The organism is Phycisphaeraceae bacterium (assembly GCA_019636735.1).
GTDB lineage: Bacteria > Planctomycetota > Phycisphaerae > Phycisphaerales > SM1A02 > VGXK01.
The window spans coordinates 496,222-513,386 of the sequence record JAHBWY010000001.1 but is presented as its reverse complement, the minus strand read 5'-3'; the positions used below and the strand labels follow the sequence as shown (position 1 = coordinate 513,386).

10 protein-coding genes are annotated in these 17,165 nt (G+C 66.7%); 5 read left to right on the top strand and 5 right to left on the bottom strand.

Going from position 1 to position 17,165, the window contains the following annotated elements:
* Positions 1 to 27 precede the first annotated feature (27 nt).
* The 3 genes from KF724_01955 to KF724_01945 are packed head-to-tail and all read right to left on the bottom strand — an operon-like array spanning position 28 to position 3,886.
* Positions 28 to 1,737, bottom strand: coding sequence for an iron ABC transporter permease (locus tag KF724_01955; protein ID MBX3354444.1), 1,710 nt, complete (start codon positions 1,735 to 1,737; stop codon positions 28 to 30).
* Positions 1,734 to 2,846, bottom strand: coding sequence for a substrate-binding domain-containing protein (locus KF724_01950; GenBank protein MBX3354443.1), 1,113 nt, complete (start codon positions 2,844 to 2,846; stop codon positions 1,734 to 1,736). The genes KF724_01955 and KF724_01950 overlap by 4 nt, the downstream gene beginning before the upstream one ends.
* Positions 2,843 to 3,886 (bottom strand): ABC transporter ATP-binding protein, encoded by a 1,044-nt coding sequence (locus KF724_01945; GenBank protein MBX3354442.1) that lies wholly within the window; start codon positions 3,884 to 3,886, stop codon positions 2,843 to 2,845. Before KF724_01945 ends, KF724_01950 begins: the two co-directional genes overlap by 4 nt.
* Positions 3,887 to 4,036: 150 nt before the next feature.
* On the opposite strand from KF724_01945, the gene KF724_01940 reads away from it, so the two are divergent.
* Positions 4,037 to 5,461: a hypothetical protein gene (locus tag KF724_01940; protein ID MBX3354441.1), complete on the top strand. Its 1,425-nt coding sequence runs from the start codon at positions 4,037 to 4,039 to the stop codon at positions 5,459 to 5,461.
* 65 nt (positions 5,462 to 5,526) lie between these two features.
* Here the strand turns inward: KF724_01940 and ahcY are convergent, their stop codons facing one another.
* Positions 5,527 to 7,077: an adenosylhomocysteinase gene (gene ahcY, locus KF724_01935; GenBank protein ID MBX3354440.1), complete on the bottom strand. Its 1,551-nt coding sequence runs from the start codon at positions 7,075 to 7,077 to the stop codon at positions 5,527 to 5,529.
* Between the two features lie 122 nt (positions 7,078 to 7,199).
* Positions 7,200 to 7,970, bottom strand: a complete 771-nt coding sequence (locus tag KF724_01930) for a hypothetical protein (GenBank protein MBX3354439.1) — start codon at positions 7,968 to 7,970, stop codon at positions 7,200 to 7,202.
* 346 nt (positions 7,971 to 8,316) lie between these two features.
* On the opposite strand from KF724_01930, the gene ptsP reads away from it, so the two are divergent.
* The 4 genes from ptsP to KF724_01910 all read left to right on the top strand — a co-directional run bounded on the left by ptsP (position 8,317) and on the right by KF724_01910 (position 17,157).
* Positions 8,317 to 10,074 (top strand): phosphoenolpyruvate--protein phosphotransferase, encoded by a 1,758-nt coding sequence (ptsP, locus tag KF724_01925; GenBank protein ID MBX3354438.1) that lies wholly within the window; start codon positions 8,317 to 8,319, stop codon positions 10,072 to 10,074.
* 339 nt (positions 10,075 to 10,413) lie between these two features.
* Positions 10,414 to 13,821, top strand: coding sequence for an Rne/Rng family ribonuclease (locus tag KF724_01920; GenBank protein MBX3354437.1), 3,408 nt, complete (start codon positions 10,414 to 10,416; stop codon positions 13,819 to 13,821).
* A gap of 7 nt (positions 13,822 to 13,828) precedes the next feature.
* Positions 13,829 to 15,064: a 1-deoxy-D-xylulose-5-phosphate reductoisomerase gene (gene dxr / locus KF724_01915; protein ID MBX3354436.1), complete on the top strand. Its 1,236-nt coding sequence runs from the start codon at positions 13,829 to 13,831 to the stop codon at positions 15,062 to 15,064.
* The gene (locus KF724_01910; GenBank protein ID MBX3354435.1) at positions 15,052 to 17,157 is read left to right on the top strand and encodes a site-2 protease family protein; all 2,106 of its coding nucleotides are present in this window, start codon (positions 15,052 to 15,054) and stop codon (positions 17,155 to 17,157) included. Before dxr ends, KF724_01910 begins: the two co-directional genes overlap by 13 nt.
* The last annotated feature ends 8 nt before the right edge of the window (positions 17,158 to 17,165 follow it).

The following is a 17,165-nucleotide window of genomic DNA, read 5'->3' as shown; positions in this document are numbered from 1 at the left end:
GTCAAGTGACGACCGGTGAACGGCGTGCTAGCCCATCTTCCGCTCGACGCCCGAGAGCCATCGCACCAGCAACAGAACAGCACCGCCAACCACCGTCGCCAGCACCGCCATGGCCAGAGCCTCGCCAGAGCGCCCCTGCTCGAACTGGTTGAAGATGAAACTGCCGATCGTCTCGGTGCCCGGCGGAAGCAGAAGCACGCTGGCGACCAGATCACGCAGGCAGACGACGAACGCCGTGATCCACCCCGCGAGCAGGCTGCGCCGCAGCAGCGGCAGGGTGATGCGAACGAACGAGCCGAGCCGCGTCGCACCGGCGAGCTCCGCGGCCCGCTCGAGGTTCGCGGGAATGGCGCGAAGCCCCGCGTCGGCAAAGCGCATCGAGTCGCTCATGTAGAGGACCACATACGCAACAAGCAGCATCCAGACGGTGCCGTAGACATCGAGCGGCAGCCACGGCGCATTCCACGCGAGAATGAGAGCCACCGCCATCACCATCTTCGGCAGCACCTTCGGCAACACGCTGATGCGATCGAGCCACTGCGCCGCCGGGCCATGATGTCGCGCCACCGTCCACGCGGTGAATGCCCCCAGCGCCGTGGTGATGGTCGCCGCGAGCGTGCTGAGCCAGAGGCTCGTGATGATCGCGCGGCGACCCGATGACTCAGGTGCAAGCAGCGCCGAATAGTTCGCGAGCGTCAGTCCCAGGCTGGGCTTCTCCCAGTTGCCGACGAGGCTCGCAAGGACCATGGCGGCGAGTGGTCCGATCACGCCGATGAGCAAGACCGGCGCCACACACGCCCACGCGAGCAACTGGCCCGGCCATCGCAATGGCTGCGGCGGTCGCGCCGGCGCAGGACGCGAGCCGAGCGTGCTGCGGGCGAGGATGCGCTGCTGCACCGCCACGGCGAGGAGCGCCGTCACCATGAGAAGCGTCGAGAGGGCGATCGCGAGCGGAAAGTCGATGGGCCAACTCGTCGCGAGGTGGTAGATCTCCGATGGCAGGAGCGGCAGGTTCGCCCGGGGTCCAAGGATCGCGGGCACACCGAAGTTCGAGACGCTTTCGAGGAAGACAAGCAGGCCCGAGTTCAGAATGGCCGGCAGCAGGAGCGGCACGGTCACGCGCCACGCCACCACTCGTCGCGAGGCGCCGAACATCGCTGCCGCATCTTCGAGGCGCGCTGGAATCGCGCGAATCCCCGCTTCGACCGCCATGGTCACCGTGGCGAAGGTCGCGAGCGCCATCACCAGCGTGACTCCGCCGAATCCGAAGTAGAGACCTCGAAGCCAGTCGGGGATCGTCCCGATCAAGCGATCGATCAACCCATTCGGCTGCATCGCGATGGTGCAGGAGAGCGCGAAGACATAGGGCGGGGTCAGGATCGGCACGAGCACCAGCGCCCGGATGATCCACAGGCCCGGCATCGAACAGCGCGCGAGGATCCATCCGAGCGGGATCCCGATGACCCACGCCACGGCCGCCACCGACACGCCCCAGAGCAGCGAGTTGAGCAGCATCTTCGGAATACCCGGCGTGGTGCCGATCCGAAGGAAGGCGTCGAACGCGCCGCTGAGGCGCCCCTCGGGGAGGTCCGGCAGAATGCTCAGCGCGATGAGAAGCAGAGCCGGGTAGACGACCAGTACGCCCATGATGAGGAGCGCCACCACCAGCATCGCGCTCGGTCGCGTGCGGCGCGGCGGGGCCGCCGATGGCTGTGGAGCAGATGCCTCCGCGCTCATGAGATCACCACCAGGCGCTCGACCTCATACTGGAATCGGCGCAGGATCTGGCGCTGCTCCGCGAGCGCCTGATCGAGGTCAATCGGCATGGGTCGGGGAATACCCGCCGCTGCACGCACCGGCGAGAGTGGAATCGAAGGGTCCGCAGGCAGCATGTTGGCCGCCGCAATCATCGCCTGCGCTCGCGGCGAAAGAAGGAACCGCACGAAGCGCTGCGCCGACTCGAGCCGTCGCGTACTTCGCAGAATGCAGATGGGCCTGGTCACGATCGGCGCGCCCGACTCCGGAAAGGAGAGGCGCATCGGATGCCCGGCGGCCACGCGATCACAGACGAGGTAGTCGACGGCGGCGAGAATCGCCTGGCTCTCATTCGTCTCGAGGCTGGTGAGGGCCTCGGAGTTCGCCCCCTTCACTTCGAGAATGGCCTTGCGGCGGGCCGAGATCAGAAGGTCCCACGCGCGGTCGCCGGCCTGGAGCGCCCACTGGATGATGAAGTCGCCGCTCGTGCCCGAGCGCGACGGACTCGGCATCACCACGCGACCTCGTCGCTCATCGGGGCCGATAAAGGAGCCATCAAGAAGAGACGCCCACGACTCAGCACCGCGCGTCCAATCGAGGCGCGTGGCGATGCCGACCGATGCAGCGCCGGTCGCCACGAAGGTGCCATGCGGGTCGACCCACCCGCGACGCTCCTCCGAGTCGGCCCACGCGGGTCGGTCCAAGTCGAGTGCGGCAAGTCGACCCTCGCGCCGCAGCCACTCCGAGGCGAGACCGCTCGCGAGAAGCAGCACATCGGCGCGGGGATTGAGGCGCTCCGCTTCGACCTTCGCCAGAACCTGGCCTGTCGTCGCGGAGAAGAGATCGACGGCGATCGACTCCTCCTCCATGAACGCATTCACGAGTCGAGTGGCCAGCGGTCGTGGGTTCGCGGCGTAGACCACCAGACGATCACCCCCCTGCCGACACCCATGAAGCAGTGCGGCGCCAGACGCGCTGAGGAGCGCCGCCAGCGGTTGCCGCGCGGCGCCTGAGAGAAGCGCGGCGCCGAGCGCCCCACCGGCTCGGCGGAGCGCTTCGCGGCGCGAGAGGCTCCGACGGGAGGCGTTCATCGAGGCGACTCGCTCGGCAGGGTGATGAGGCGAGCGCGCGGCGCCACCGCCACGAGCTCGGCGCCGAGCGCCACCGACTGCGCCCCATACCCGCGGAGCGTGCCAGCCGCTCCGAGGTCCAGCGTGATCTCGTAGCGCTCGCCGAGGTAGATGCACGCCGACACACGCCCGCGCCAGCGCCGCACTTCACCCCCGGAAGAGCTGGCCGCCGCATCGGCCCCCGGGCTCACGAACTGAAGGTCCTCCCGACGCACGGCCAACGGACGGCCGTCGTCAGCCGCGATGACATTGGCCGCTCCGACGAAGCGCGCCACGAACTCCGATGCAGGCGCTCGATAGACCTCCGATGCGGTGGCGCACTGTTCAATCTCGCCATCGCGCATCACCGCCACGCGATCAGCGATGGCCAGCGCTTCCCCCTGGTCATGCGTGACGAACACCGTCGGTGTGCCGAGCTCATGCACCAGGCGCGCGATCTCATCGCGCAGCTCCTCGCGCAGGACCGCATCGAGGGCACTCAGCGGCTCATCGAGCAGCAGCAGTCTGGGCTGCGCGGCAATCGCGCGGGCCATGGCGACGCGCTGCTGCTGTCCGCCGGAGAGCTGCGAGGGATAGCGGTCGGCGAAGCGCTCCATGCGCACGCGCGCCAGCGCTCCCGCGACCCGTTCCCCGCACTCGGCGCTGCCGACGCCTTCGAGCCGGGGCGCGAAGGCGACATTCGCCGCGACGGTCATGTGCGGCCAGAGACTGAAGTCCTGGAAGACCATCGCGAAGCGTCGCTTCCTGAGCGGCACGAATCGGCGCGTGGCGGGATCATCGAGCACCTCGTCGCCGCAGATCACTCGACCATCGTCGACGCGCAACATGCCCGTGATGATGTTGAGCAGCGTGCTCTTGCCGCACCCCGAGGGCCCCAGGAGCGCGAGACATTCACTCGGCGCAAGGGTCGCGTTCACACCGCGCAAGGCAAGGTGATCGCCGAAGCGCTTCACCACGCGCTGGCAGTCGAGGGTGACCGAGGTCTGAACCCTGGCGCTCATGAGTTCGGTGGCGAGTGAGGCGTGCGGCTGATCATGCGCGCGTGTTGACCTGACCACGGGAGCGGTACGCTTCCAACCTCGCGAGGCCCGGCGGTCACCAGGGTGGCGCGCCATGGCAATGACCTTGGGACCATGAAGGACATTCGACTCATGAAGAGCATCATCCGCACTTCGCTCGTTCTGTGTGTGAGCTTCGTGTTCAGTGCGGCGGCTCTCGCCCAGGAGGTGGTGGGAACCTACACCACGCCAGTCGGGGGCGGCCTCTGGCTGGCCCGGGTGAATGGCGAGACCGGCACCATCGAGATGCTTCGGGAGATCGCCCGAGATGCGAAGTGGACCGCGCTTCGCAAGCTCGCCGTGCACCAGGACTCGCAGGGCCACCGGACCATCGGCGTCACCGCGCCGGTGAAAGGCGCTGGCAATCTTCTGTTTGTGACGCTCGACAGGCCGCCGCAGTCGACGGGCGACGCTCCACGCGGCCCCACCGTCATGACTCCGCAGGTCGCGGCGCGAGAGAGCGACAAGGAGCCCGACGAGATCCGCGCGACGCGCGACGGCTTCCTGATCGGCGCCGATGACGGCCTCATGCTGAGTGCGAAGATGCTCGCTGGCGCCTCCGAATGCCCCGATGGCCCCCCATGCCTGGCGCCATGGTCGATGCGCGGGGCTGGAGGCCTGTCACCGTCGGGATCGAAGGCGGAGGACATCTGGGTGCGCCCCGATGGTGCGAGCGCATGGATCACGCTCCAGAAGGACTCGCGCAACGGACAGCATCGGGGCCATCGGCTCATTCGCGTGGCCCTGCCGGACCTGCGCGTGATCTCCGACTTCCAGTTCGATCGCGATCGCGAGGCACACCACCCGCCGAACTCACCGCGTGATCATGGCCCGGGGCCTGAGATCGTCCGCGAAGATGCGACGACGAACACGCTGATTGTCACGCTCGACAACTACGGAACCGTGCTGCTGACCGACCTCGATGCCGCTCTCGAAGGCCGCCTCGAGAACAGCGTGCAGATTTGCACCGCCGCCGACGGATCGGCCGGCAACTCCTATCCCGATCGAGTGGTGATCATCACTCGGCCCGGCGCCTCGCTCGCGGTGGTGGCGAACGCCGGTCCCGAGGGCGGTGTCGCCGTCATCGATCTCAAGGCGCGTCAGCGCGTCGGATTCGTCGCGACCAGACCCGGACTTGAGTCGCTCACCGTGACCCGCGACGGCACCATGGTTGTCGCGGCCGCGGCTGGCAAGGTGAAGGCCCGCAGTGACGAGGGCGCGCAGCGCCGCTTCGAACCGGCTCCCGAACTGGTGATCATCGATCTGAGCGAGCCATCAGAGCCGCGTGTGCACACCGTACAGCGACCGGCTCCGGTGCTCTGGATCTCCCCCATCGCGGGAACGGATCTGCTGCTCCTTCTCGAGCAGGGCAAGGAGAGCGAGCGTGACACGCTCACCGTCGTGCGCCTCGGGCGCAGCGACGACCGGGCACCGATCGCCGATGTGCTCTCCGGGACGGAGGCTCCGGGGCGGCTGGGGAGAAGTGTTCCTCTGCCCCAGCCGCCACAGCAGCCTTGACTTCGAGCGGGCCTCGGGTTCGTGCGCCGCGCTCACGCGACGCCGAGTGACCCGGGGCCGATCACTCAATAGCGATAGTGCTCGTTCTTGTAGGGGCCTTCAACCGCCACTCCGATGTACTCCGCCTGCTCGCGAGAGAGTTCGGTGAGTCGGACGCCGAGCTTCTCAAGGTGGAGTCGCGCCACCTTCTCATCGAGCAGCTTCGGCAGCTTGAAGACCTTGCGGGCGTACTTCTTGGCGTTCTGGAAGAGCTCCACCTGCGCCATCACCTGATTGGTGAAGCTGGTGCTCATGACGAAGCTCGGATGACCCGTGGCGCACCCGAGGTTCAACAGGCGACCCTCGGCGAGCACGATGATCGATCGACCGCTCGGGAAGACCCACTCGTCGACCTGCGGCTTGATGTTGACGCGCTTCACGCCTCGGACCTTGGCGAGCCCGGCGATGTCGATCTCATTGTCGAAGTGACCGATGTTGCCGACGATCGCCTTGTCCTTCATCCGCTTCATGTGATCGGCGGTGATGATGTTGAAGTTGCCGGTGGCGGTCACAAAGATGTCAGCGCTGTCGAGCACATCCTCGAGGCGAACCACTTCGTACCCTTCCATGGCGGCCTGAAGGGCGCAGATCGGGTCGATCTCGGTGATCTTCACGCGGCAGCCCTGTCCGCGAAGGGACTGGGCACAGCCCTTGCCGACATCGCCGTAGCCGCAGACCACCGCGACCTTGCCGGAGAGCATGACATCGGTGGCCCGCATGATGCCGTCCACCAGCGAGTGACGACAGCCGTAGAGGTTGTCGAACTTCGACTTGGTGACCGAGTCATTCACATTGATCGCCGGGAAGAGAAGCTGGCCGAGCTCCTCCATCTGGTAGAGGCGAAGGACACCGGTGGTGGTCTCCTCTGTGACGCCGCGAATCTGCGGCGCGGTGCGGGACCAATAGTTCGCATCGAGCTTCTGGAGCTGCGCGAGCAGGGCGAGCACCACGCCGTACTCCTCGCTGTCCTTGGCGCCCGCGGCGGGAACCTTGCCGGCCTTGTTGAACTGCACGCCCTTGTGCACCAGGAGCGTCGCGTCACCGCCGTCATCGAGGATCATGTTCGGGCCCTCGCCGTTCGGCCAGCGCAGCGCCTGCCAGGTGCACCACCAGTACTCGGGGAGCGTCTCACCCTTCCATGCGAAAACGGGCACGCCCTTCGGGTTCTGCACGGTGCCCTTGGGGCCGACCGCAACCGCGGCCGCGGCGTGATCCTGCGTGCTGAAGATGTTGCAACTGCACCAGCGCACCTCGGCGCCGAGTTCAACCAGCGTCTCGATCAGCACCGCAGTCTGGATGGTCATGTGCAGGCTGCCCGTGATGCGGGCGCCCTTCAGCGGAGACTTGCCGCGATACTCGCGACGGATGGCCATGAGACCGGGCATCTCATGCTCGGCGAGTTCGATCTCCTTGCGACCGAAGCGCACGGTCTCCTCGGAGAGGTCGCGCACCTTGAATGGGGGCGCATCCTGCAAGGAGAGTCCGGTGTCGAGGAAGGGCGCGCTCTCGGCGCCGCCCTTGGAGGCGGGAGACGAGGAGCGGGTCGAGCGATTCGAACGGGTGGCGGTCGGGGGCATGGGCCTTGGGTCCTTCATGGAGGCGGAAAGGAGAGGGTCGATCGGGCATTCATCCGTTCATCCGGATGAACGGGTGCAGTATAGGCCCGCTCCACTGGCCGTCAACGCCCGAGGCCAGTTTCTCAGGGCCCCCAGTCGCCCAGAAGAAGGGCAAGATCGGCCCCGTCGACCGTCCCGTCGCCATTCAGATCCGCACTCCCGGACGCGCCCCACTGGCCCAGCAGGAGTGCCAGGTCCGTGCCATCCACCTGGCCATTGCTGTCAAGGTCGGCGATCCGCCGTTCAAATCGAATGTTGTCGGCCCCTACCGTCCACATCTGGAAGATGAAGAAGAACTCGGGGTTGCCGTAGAAGAAGATGACTCGATCGACCTTGGTGATCAGCGCGTCCCAGTTCGGAACGGGCGCTCCTGGACCAAACTGGATGCCGGTCCAGCCCGCCGGCATGGCGGCACCCGTGACCCAGTACGGAACGGTGAAGTCGTAAGACTTCCAACCTTCCCCGGGCACCGGGATGTTCGGGCCGAGCACGAACGCGCCCCAGTCGTCGTTCAGGTTCGCAGGCGTGTTGTTGTTGCTCATCAGGATCAGCGCCAACGGCCGCCCCGCTGCGGAGAAGTCGACCGCGAAGGTGTTGAGGTCAACACCGAGTCGCTTCATACGGTCAGCGCGGTAGTTGCCGGTGAAGACACTCGCACCATTGGTCCGAAGCTGCGGTGCGAAGGTGTCGAGGCCTGCTGTGTGCAGGTACCACCCGGGATTGCCCCCGCTGTTCGGATAGGTCGGTGGAAGTCCGTAGTTCCACACGCCGACATTGCTCGGTGCCCCGCCGTCGAAGGTCACGACCAGCGATGCTGGAGTTGTCCCTGGCGCCCCGAAGGCGAGCAGAGCCATGGAGGTCAGGCCAAGCGCGAGAAGTGCCCCAGCGCGAAGGGTGCGGCTGCGGGGTGGAGCCGATTCGGGAGAGGGAGAGTTGGGGCAATTCGAGGTGATTGGATGCATGGCCCGATTCTGGCCCCGTTGCCCTCCAAGCACAAGCGAGAAACCCGTGGCATGCCGCCCTAACCGCCCCGAAACGCTCCACGCCCTTCGCCGCGAGCCATCGCCCCCGGGCCACCGGCGGTGCACCGGCTCCCCGCCACGCGGGATTCGCTACCATCGGCGTTTCGGCTCCGCCCCGCCGGTCCCCGCTCCGCACGCTGCGGAACACGACCACCCGGACGCACCGCCGAGAGGCATCATGGAACTGATCAAGGGCATTCCTGTCAGCCCCGGCATCGTCTTCGGCCGGGCCATCCATGTCGGCGAAGCGGAGCGTCATGTTCCGCAACGGACCATTGCGGCGGGCGAAGTCGACAGTGAACTTCGTCGCTTGGACAAGGCGCTCGAAGAAGCCGCCGACGAACTCGGTCAACTCCGCGATCGCACGGAACGCGAACTGGGGGCCGAGCCCGCCAAGATCTTCGGTTTCCATCTGGGGCTTCTGCGCGACCGCGCGTTGCTCGACATCATTCGTGGCCGCATTCGCGATGAGCTCGTCAACGCGGAGCAGGCGGTGGCCGATCAATTCCAGTCGCTCATCAACCAGTTCAGGAAGATGGGCAATGTCGTCTTCGAGCAGAAGGCCAACGATGTCGTTGACCTGGAGCGACGCGTTCTGGGCAAGCTCATGGGCGAAACCAAGAGCCGAATCGCCCAGCTCAAGGAGCCTGCGGTCATCATCGCGCACGAGTTGACGCCGAGCCAGACGGCGGGCCTCGACCGAGCCAAGGTGATCGCGATTGCGACCGATGCAGGCGGTCAGACGGGGCACACTTCGATCGTGGCGCGGGCGCTCGGTCTGCCCGCGGTCGTCGGCTGTCAGGATGCCACCGAGCGGATTGACGATGGCGACCTGGTGCTTGTCGATGGCGATTCGGGCGTGCTCGTCGTCGCCCCCGACGAGGCGATGCTCGCCGAATATCGCACGCGCGCAGAGCGAGGCGCACGCCGACGACGCGTCGTCCAAGAGGAAGCGTCCCTTGATCCAGTGACGCGAGACGGCACACGCATCGCGATGCTCGGCAACATCGAGTTCCCCGAGGAGGTCGAGGCCGTGCTCGCCAACGGTGGCGATGGCGTTGGCCTCTTCCGCACCGAGTTCCTCTACCTCACGCGTTCAGAGCCACCTGACGAGGAAGAGCAGTACCGTGTCTACCGCCGGGCCATCGAATTGCTCGCGGGCCGACCGATCACCATTCGCACGCTCGATCTCGGCGCGGACAAGTACACGCAGGAGGCGATGGAGGAGCCGGAGCGCAACCCATTCCTTGGACTTCGCAGCATCCGCTACTGCCTTGCGGATCAACCGCTCTTCAAGACTCAGCTCCGCGCCATCATGCGGGCCAGCGTGCACGGGCCCGTGAAGATCATGTTCCCGCTGGTCTCGACGCTCATGGAGCTGCGACAAGCCAAGATGATCCTCGCCGATGTCTGCGAGGAGCTCGCCGAGGATGGGCTCACCTTCGATGCAGGGGTCAGGATCGGAATGATGGTGGAGGTCCCCTCCGCGGCGCTCATGGCGCGGGTTTTTGCGTCCGAGAGCGACTTCTTTTCGATCGGAACCAACGATCTCGTTCAATACACGCTCGCGGTCGACCGAGGCAATGAGCGTGTGGCGGGCCTCTATTCCGCCGCCAGCCCGGCCATTCTGCATCTGGTGAAGAATGTCATTCGTGCGGCTCGCCATGAAGGCATCGAGGTCAGCCTCTGCGGCGAGATCGCCGGCGACCCCGAGTTCACCATGTTGCTCGTGGGAATGGGGCTGCGTACACTCTCCATGGTTCCGGCGCAGATTCCGCTCGTGAAACGAGTGGTGCGACAAGTGAACCTGGAACATTGTGAACGACTGGCCCGCAGGGCGGGATCGTTCGACTCGGAGCGCCCGATCCAGACCTTTTTGCGCGACGAGCTGAGACGAATCGACCCGGAGACCTTCGGCGCGTACAACGGCGTTTGAAGCAACCGGACATGGAGCACATGGGCGTCCCGTCGTGGGGCGCCCGATTGAGGACAGACTTGGACCCGCGATTCGCGGGTCGGCCCCGCCAACGGCGTGCGGGCCGGCCGCATCGACGGCGTCCGCAGGGCGGACCGCGTGATGGATCATCGACGAGCGTCAGACGCGCCGGTTGTACGAACACCCTCCCGGGGGTTCGTCGGCTGCGATCGACACCGAGGCGCACCGGGCGCGACGAGGGCTCTACGGCCCGCGTCGGGCGCAGCGCCTCCTTCGTCTTCGTGATTCATCAAGCGACTCCGCCACGAACCGCCGCCCGAGTGCGGCAGAAGGTTGATCGTGGCATTCGAAGAACATGAGCACAAGTGGAACGGGGTGGAGCAGGAACCCGCGCAGGGGGGTGGTGGCGCTGAAGCGCCGGTGACGATCGAGAACGCGCTTCCTCAGCCAATGAACGCTGAGTCAGGCGCGGGGAACGCGAACCGCGGAGCCGCCGCGGGAGCCGCCGCGTCGGCCGACCCGGCCCGTGACGAAGCGCCCGACTCGACTCTCGCGCCGAGCGCCGCCCAGGTCGAAGATGAAGGCGCCTTTGGGCAGATCGAACCCGTGGCCTCGGAGTCGCACTCGGCCGGGATTTTGAATGGCGAGGCGCGCGACGACCTCGCGGCCGACGAGGCGTCGCCCGCCGACGCGCTTCCGATGACCTCGACGAGCGATGTCGAGGCTCCGTCGTTCATGAGTGAGTTGCCCGACAGCTTCTCGAGTTTCGAGCAGCGGGGCGATGGATTCGAGGAGGGCGAAGCCGCGGCGCCAGCCGACGGCGTCGAGGCATCGAAGGCGATCGTCGTCGTGCGCGACTCACCGGAGAAGCGCGAGGCGCGCTCGCCGGACTCGATCATGCTCGTCAACGATGTGCCCGGCGATGAGTGCCGGATCGCGCTCGTTCGAAAGGGCCGTCTGGAGTCATTCTTCGGCGAGCGCCAGGCCTCGGCGACCAGCGTCGGCAACATCTACAAGGGCCGCGTCATCAATGTTGAGCCCGCCATTCAGGCGGCGTTCGTCGACTTCGGTGAGAACCAGAATGGCTTCCTCCATGTGAGCGACCTGCATCCGCGCTACTTCCCCGGGGCGGAGCGCACAGAGGCGGTTGGCCGCAAGATTCCGCGGCGCGATCGGCCGCCGATTCAGGAGGCGCTCAAGCGCGGCCAGGAGATTCTCGTTCAGGTCATCAAGGAAGGCCTCGGCACCAAGGGCCCCACGCTCACGAGCTACCTGAGCATTCCGGGGCGCCTGCTGGTGATGATGCCGGAGATGGACAATGTCGGCGTCTCCCGCAAGGTGGATGACGAGGAACAGCGCCGGCAGATGCGGAAGATCCTCGACTCGCTCAATCTTCCCGAGGGGTTCGGATTCATCCTGCGAACCGCGGGCTTCGATCGAAGCCGCACGGAACTTCAGCGCGACGCCGCATATCTGATGCGCCTCTGGCAGGCCATGGAGAAGCGCATGACGCGAAGTGGCGCGCCGTGCGAGCTCTACACCGAGAGCGATCTGCTCCTTCGCACGATCCGAGATGTCGTCGATGACACGGTCAGCACCATCGTCGTCGACAGCGAGAGCGCGTACGACCGAACCAGTCTCTTTCTCGAAGTGGCGTTCCCGAAGGACCCACCCAAGGTCCGCTTCTACGACCGGCCTTCACCGATCTTCCACGCCTTCGGCATCGAGCCGCAGGCGCGCTCGATCTACTCGCGCGAAGTCCCGCTTCCCAGCGGCGGCGCGCTGGTCTTCGACCAGGCCGAGGCCATGGTCGCCATCGATGTCAACAGCGGACGAAGTCGCTCGGCGCGCGACAGCGAGACGAACGCCTTCAACACCAATCGCGAGGCGGTGGATGAGATCTGCCGCCAGCTTCGATTGCGCGACCTCGGTGGTCTGGTCGTCTGCGATCTCATCGATATGCGCTCGGCGAAGCATCGCCGCGAGATCGAGGAGCGCTTCCGGGAGAACCTCCGGCGCGATCGGGCCAAGACGACGGTGCTCTCGATCAGCGAGTTCGGATTGATCGAGCTCACGCGGCAGCGCATGCGACCGAGCGTGCAGAAAATGCACTTCATGGATTGTCCGCACTGCTCCGGCATCGGACAGGTGCAGATCCCCGACTCGACCGCCGCGCTCGCTCTGCGCGATGTCCAGGCGCTGCTCGGCCATGAGCGCGTGCATCGCGTCGAGATGGTCTGCTCGGTGAAGGTCGCCAGCGTGATCCTCTCCGCGAAGCGGGAGCGCCTCTACGAGATCGAGCGCCGCAGCGGTAAGCGCGTCGATGTGCGCATCAGCGAAGCGCTGCCAGTTGATCGCGTGGATCTCTACGGGTACGACGAACGCGGCGCCGACGTCGAGATTGCGCGCCTGGCGATTCCGAAGGCTCCCGCCCTCGATGCACTCCCTTCGGAGCCCCCTGAGGAGTTCGAGGCGCCGGAAGGTACGGAGGAGGCGGGCGAAGGTGGTGGTCGACGACGGCGCCGACGACGGCGCCCAGCGCCTGCCGATGCCGCGAGTATCGCGCTCGCCGGTGGATTCGATGACCTTCCCGAGGTGAAGGACGATGAACCCAGCGCGATCGACGAGATCCGCACCCGCGAACGCCTCAAGCGCGAGGCCGACGCGGAGAAGGCGGCTCGTCGAGAGGCCGAGCGGGCTGCTCGCTCGGCTGAATCCGAGGACGATGGCGACTCCGACGCGCCAGCGAAGGATGACAGTTCCCGCAGCGCTCGTCGCGACGAGGATGGGACCGGCGGCGAGCGACGCGGCAAGCGTCGTCGTCGTCGCGGTGGTCGCGATCGCCGCGACGAGCCTGCGTCGGCTTCATCAGTTGCGTCAGGTTCACCAGTTTCATCCTCGCCCGCGCCCAGGCCGGCGCCCGAGCCCGTGCCCCCGCCCGACCCTCGCCGCGTCCACCTGCTTGCGAAGGACCTCGGCGTGTCGAGCAAGGATCTGCTCGAACAGTTGCGCCAGCATGCGACCGAGGCGTGGCCGCTCGATGCGAAGAACCACATGTCAGTGCTCCCGTCGGAGTGGGTGGCGCTCGCCATGAAGCTCCACGCGCCGGAGCAGCCCGACGCGGCGCTCACGGGTGCTGATGCGGCGCCGTTTCAGTCGACCGAGGCTGACAGCACTTCGGCTGGGAGTGACACCCATCACGATGGCGAATCGCCCGATGGCGAAGGCGGCGGTCGCAGGAAGCGCCGACGACGCCGCGGTCGGCGCGGTCGCGGTGGCAAGGGCCGTGGCGATGGTGCGCCGGAGGGCTCTTCCTCAGCATCACACGAAGATCGCCCTCGCGAACCGCGCCCAGATGCAAACCGGCCCGCGGCCGCGCAGGGTGAGCGTGGCGACGCACCCGAAGGCGGTGAAGGCGGCAAGCGGAAGCGCCGACGCCGTCGCCGAGGCCGAGGCGGCTCGGCTCAGGGAGAGAACGGGGCCAACGACAGATCCGGCGCAAGTGGCGCCGAAGCGCGCGCCGGCGGTGGCGGCGACGAGCGGACCGAGAGCGGCTCACGATCAGCTTCAAGTGGATCGACAGGCAACTCTCGCCCGTCCGAAGGTTCGCGCGGTGGTGACTCCAAGGCGCCAAGCACTTCAAGTGCAGCCTCGACATCGCCGCCGCCCGCCAAGCCCGCCCCGCGCGGCCTCTACGCTCGAGGCGTGCGCCGCCTCAGTGGTCCCGTGAAGTACGACGATCGCTGAACCGGCCATGCAGCGCACTCCCGCGGAACGACGACTGATCCTTCTCGGTGCGACCGGTTCCATCGGTCGAAGCACCATCGATGTCGTGCGCCATCTCCGCTCGAGCGGAGGGCCTCACTTCAAGGTGGTCGGCCTTGCCGCAGGTCGAAGCGCCGATGCGCTCGCGGAACTCGCCAGGGAGTTTCACGCCGACGCTCCGGCTCTCGCCCTTGCCGATGAGCTGGTAGACCCGAAGTCCCGCGACGCGCTTCTCGCACTCTCCGCAAGCGGCCTCGCGCTGCATGAAGGTCCCGATGCGGCGCTGCGTCTCATCGAGTCTGTCGCGCGTCCCGGCGATTTCGTGATGGCGGCGATGGTGGGCTTCGCCGGATTGGCGCCGACCCTTGCGGCAATTGAGCGAGGCTGCAGCATTGGTCTTGCGAACAAGGAGACGCTGGTGGCCGCAGGCTCACTGGTCACCAGTGCCGCGCGGCGCAAGGGCGTGGCCCTCCTGCCAGTCGACAGCGAACACAGCGCCATCCTCCAGTGCCTGCCCCCGGAGCCCACGCGGGGCATTCGGCGCATCGTCATCACGGCGAGTGGTGGACCCTTCCGAACCTGGAGCGCCGAACGCATCGCGACGGCGCCGATTGAGGCGGCCCTCAAGCATCCAACATGGGCCATGGGATCGAAGATCACCATCGACAGCGCCACCATGATGAACAAGGCGCTCGAAGTGATCGAGGCGCATTGGCTCTTCGGCCTTCCCGCCGATGACATCGAGGTCGTCGTCCATCCCCAGTCGATCGTGCATGGCTTCGTCGAGTTCCAGGATGGCTCGGTGCTCGCGCAGCTCTCGCCGCCGGACATGCGACTGCCCATCCAGATTGCTCTGACGCACCCTGAGAGGCTCCTCGGCAAAACCGAACGACTCCCCTTCCACACGCTGCGCTCACTCGACTTCGAAGCGCCTGATCCCCGCCGCTTCCCCGCCGTGCGGCTCGGTCATCGCGTGATCGAGATGGGAGGAACCGCCGGTGCCATCGTGAATGGGGCGAACGAGGAAGCCGTCGCGGCCTACTTGCGAGGAGCGATCGCCTTCGGTCGCATTTCCGAGCTCGCAGCTGAAGCGCTCGATTCGATTTCGATCGAAACCATGACCTCGCTCGCTGACGCCGAGAGGGCCGATCGCCACGCCCGGGAGTTCGTCCGCGCACGCACGGCTACAGTCTCCCCGACGGAATCTCCCGCATGGACGCCCTGACCACCGGCGGCAATCTGCTGCTCATCATCCTCGGGTTCTGCCTGCTCATCGCGCTGCATGAGCTGGGCCACTTCCTTGCCGCCCGCTGGGCGCGCATTCGCGTGCACGCCTTTGCAATCGGCATGGGGCCCGTGATCTTCGCCTATCGGCCGGGACTGGGTATGCGCCTTGGAAGCACGGAGAAGCTCGCACTGGCGCGCTTCGGGAAGCCCGTGCACCAGATGAGCGACGCTGAACTCGCCGAACATCGGGTGGGCGAAACGGAGTACTCCCTGCGACTCCTGCCCATCGGCGGCTTTGTCGGCATGCTGGGGCAGGATGACATGGACCCCTCGGCTCGCTCCGATGCGCCGCGGAGCTACCAGCGAGCCTCGGTCGGGTCTCGCATGGTGGTGGTCTCCGCCGGAGTCATTGCCAACCTGTTGCTCGCCGTGGTGCTCTTCATCGTGGCGTTCATGGTTGGTGTGCGCTTCGAATCACCGGTCATGGGCATCCTGCCGGAAGAGGGCGCCATGGCGCAGGCGGTCCCGATCGGCGGCGACGCGGCGCAGGGTCGTGGCTTGCGACCGGGCGACCGCGTGCTGTCCATCGACGGCTCCTCGGTGCTGACCTTCGCCGATGTCCGAATCGCCGCCGCGATGAGCAAGCCCGGGCAGTCGCTTGTGGTGGAAGTCGCTCGCCCCGGAGTGGCCGATCCGCTGCGCTACCTCGCGGAACCGCGCGACGATCCGCGCGGGGGCGTGCGCACGCTTAATGTGGCGCCGGCTTTCAATCGAACGATCACCACCGATCCGCGCGTGGCGAGCGATGTCGAGAAGGCGCTTGACTCGACCGGCCTCGGCGCATCGGGTCTTGGCCCGGGGTGGTCGCTCCTGTCGATCAACGACCATCCGGCACAGCTCGGAGATGACCTCGTGCTTGCCGCGCGAGCATCGCATGGCGAGCCGTTGCGGACGCAGTGGCTCTCACCGGGCGGCGAGCGCCAGATCGAAGTCACCATCGAAACGACGCCGGAACTCATCATCGGCCGCGCCGACGAGGGCGCAGGCACCGCGATTCCCACCCGGGACTCACACCTGCTCGGACTCGTGCCTCTTGTTGAGGTCGCGGCGATCGAGAAGGACCATCCGAACGCTGCTCTCCTCAAGCCAGGCGATGTGATCCTTGCCGCAGGCCAGGTCACCGGTCCTTCGGCCCGCTCGCTCGTCGCCACGGTGCGTGAGCGCGGCGCTGGCCTGATGCCGCTGCGCATCCTGCGCGACGGCTCGGTGCTGAATGTCGATGCCACGATCGCGAGCGCCGAGTTCGTCGGCGATCGCCCGCCGCGACTGGGCATCACGCTCGCCTCGGCGCTCGACGCGACCCTCGTCGCCGCAAGCGCGCTCACTGGGGAACCGGCCTCGGACCATGCGATCCTTCCCCTGTCACGCATCGATCGCGTCAACGGAGTGACGGTCACCACCTGGGGCGATGTCCGACGCGAGATCGATCGCGCTCTCCGAAATCAGGCTGAGGGGCGCGGCGCCGTCATCGCCATCGACCTTCTGTCGCCCACGGCCGATGGCGCTCGTCGCTCGCTCGAGTTGACTCTGACACCAGCGCAGGTGTCGGAGGTGCTCGCCCTCGGATGGACCCCCCGCTTCGTTCTGGCGCTCTTTGACCCGCTCGATGAGGTCCTCACCGCCGGAGGCAATCCCATCCGCGCCGTCGGCATGGGCTTCCGCCAGACCTGGCGCTTGGTGCTCTTGACCTATCTCACACTCGATCGACTCTTCCGGGGCACGGTCGCCGTCAAGGAACTGCACGGACCGGTCGGCATCGTGCACATCGGCTCGCGCGTCGCTGACCGCGGGTTCATGTATCTCATCTTCTTCCTCGCGATGATCAGCGTGAATCTCGCGGTGCTGAACTTCCTGCCGCTGCCGATCGTCGACGGCGGCCTCTTCCTCTACCTGGTGTATGAGAAGTTCCGGGGACGCCCGCCCTCGATCGCGTTTCAGAATGCGGCGGCGCTCCTCGGGCTTGCCCTCATCGTCGGTGTCTTTCTCATCGCGTCCTACAACGATGTCATGCGTCTCTTCGGCCGCGGCTGAGAGCGCTC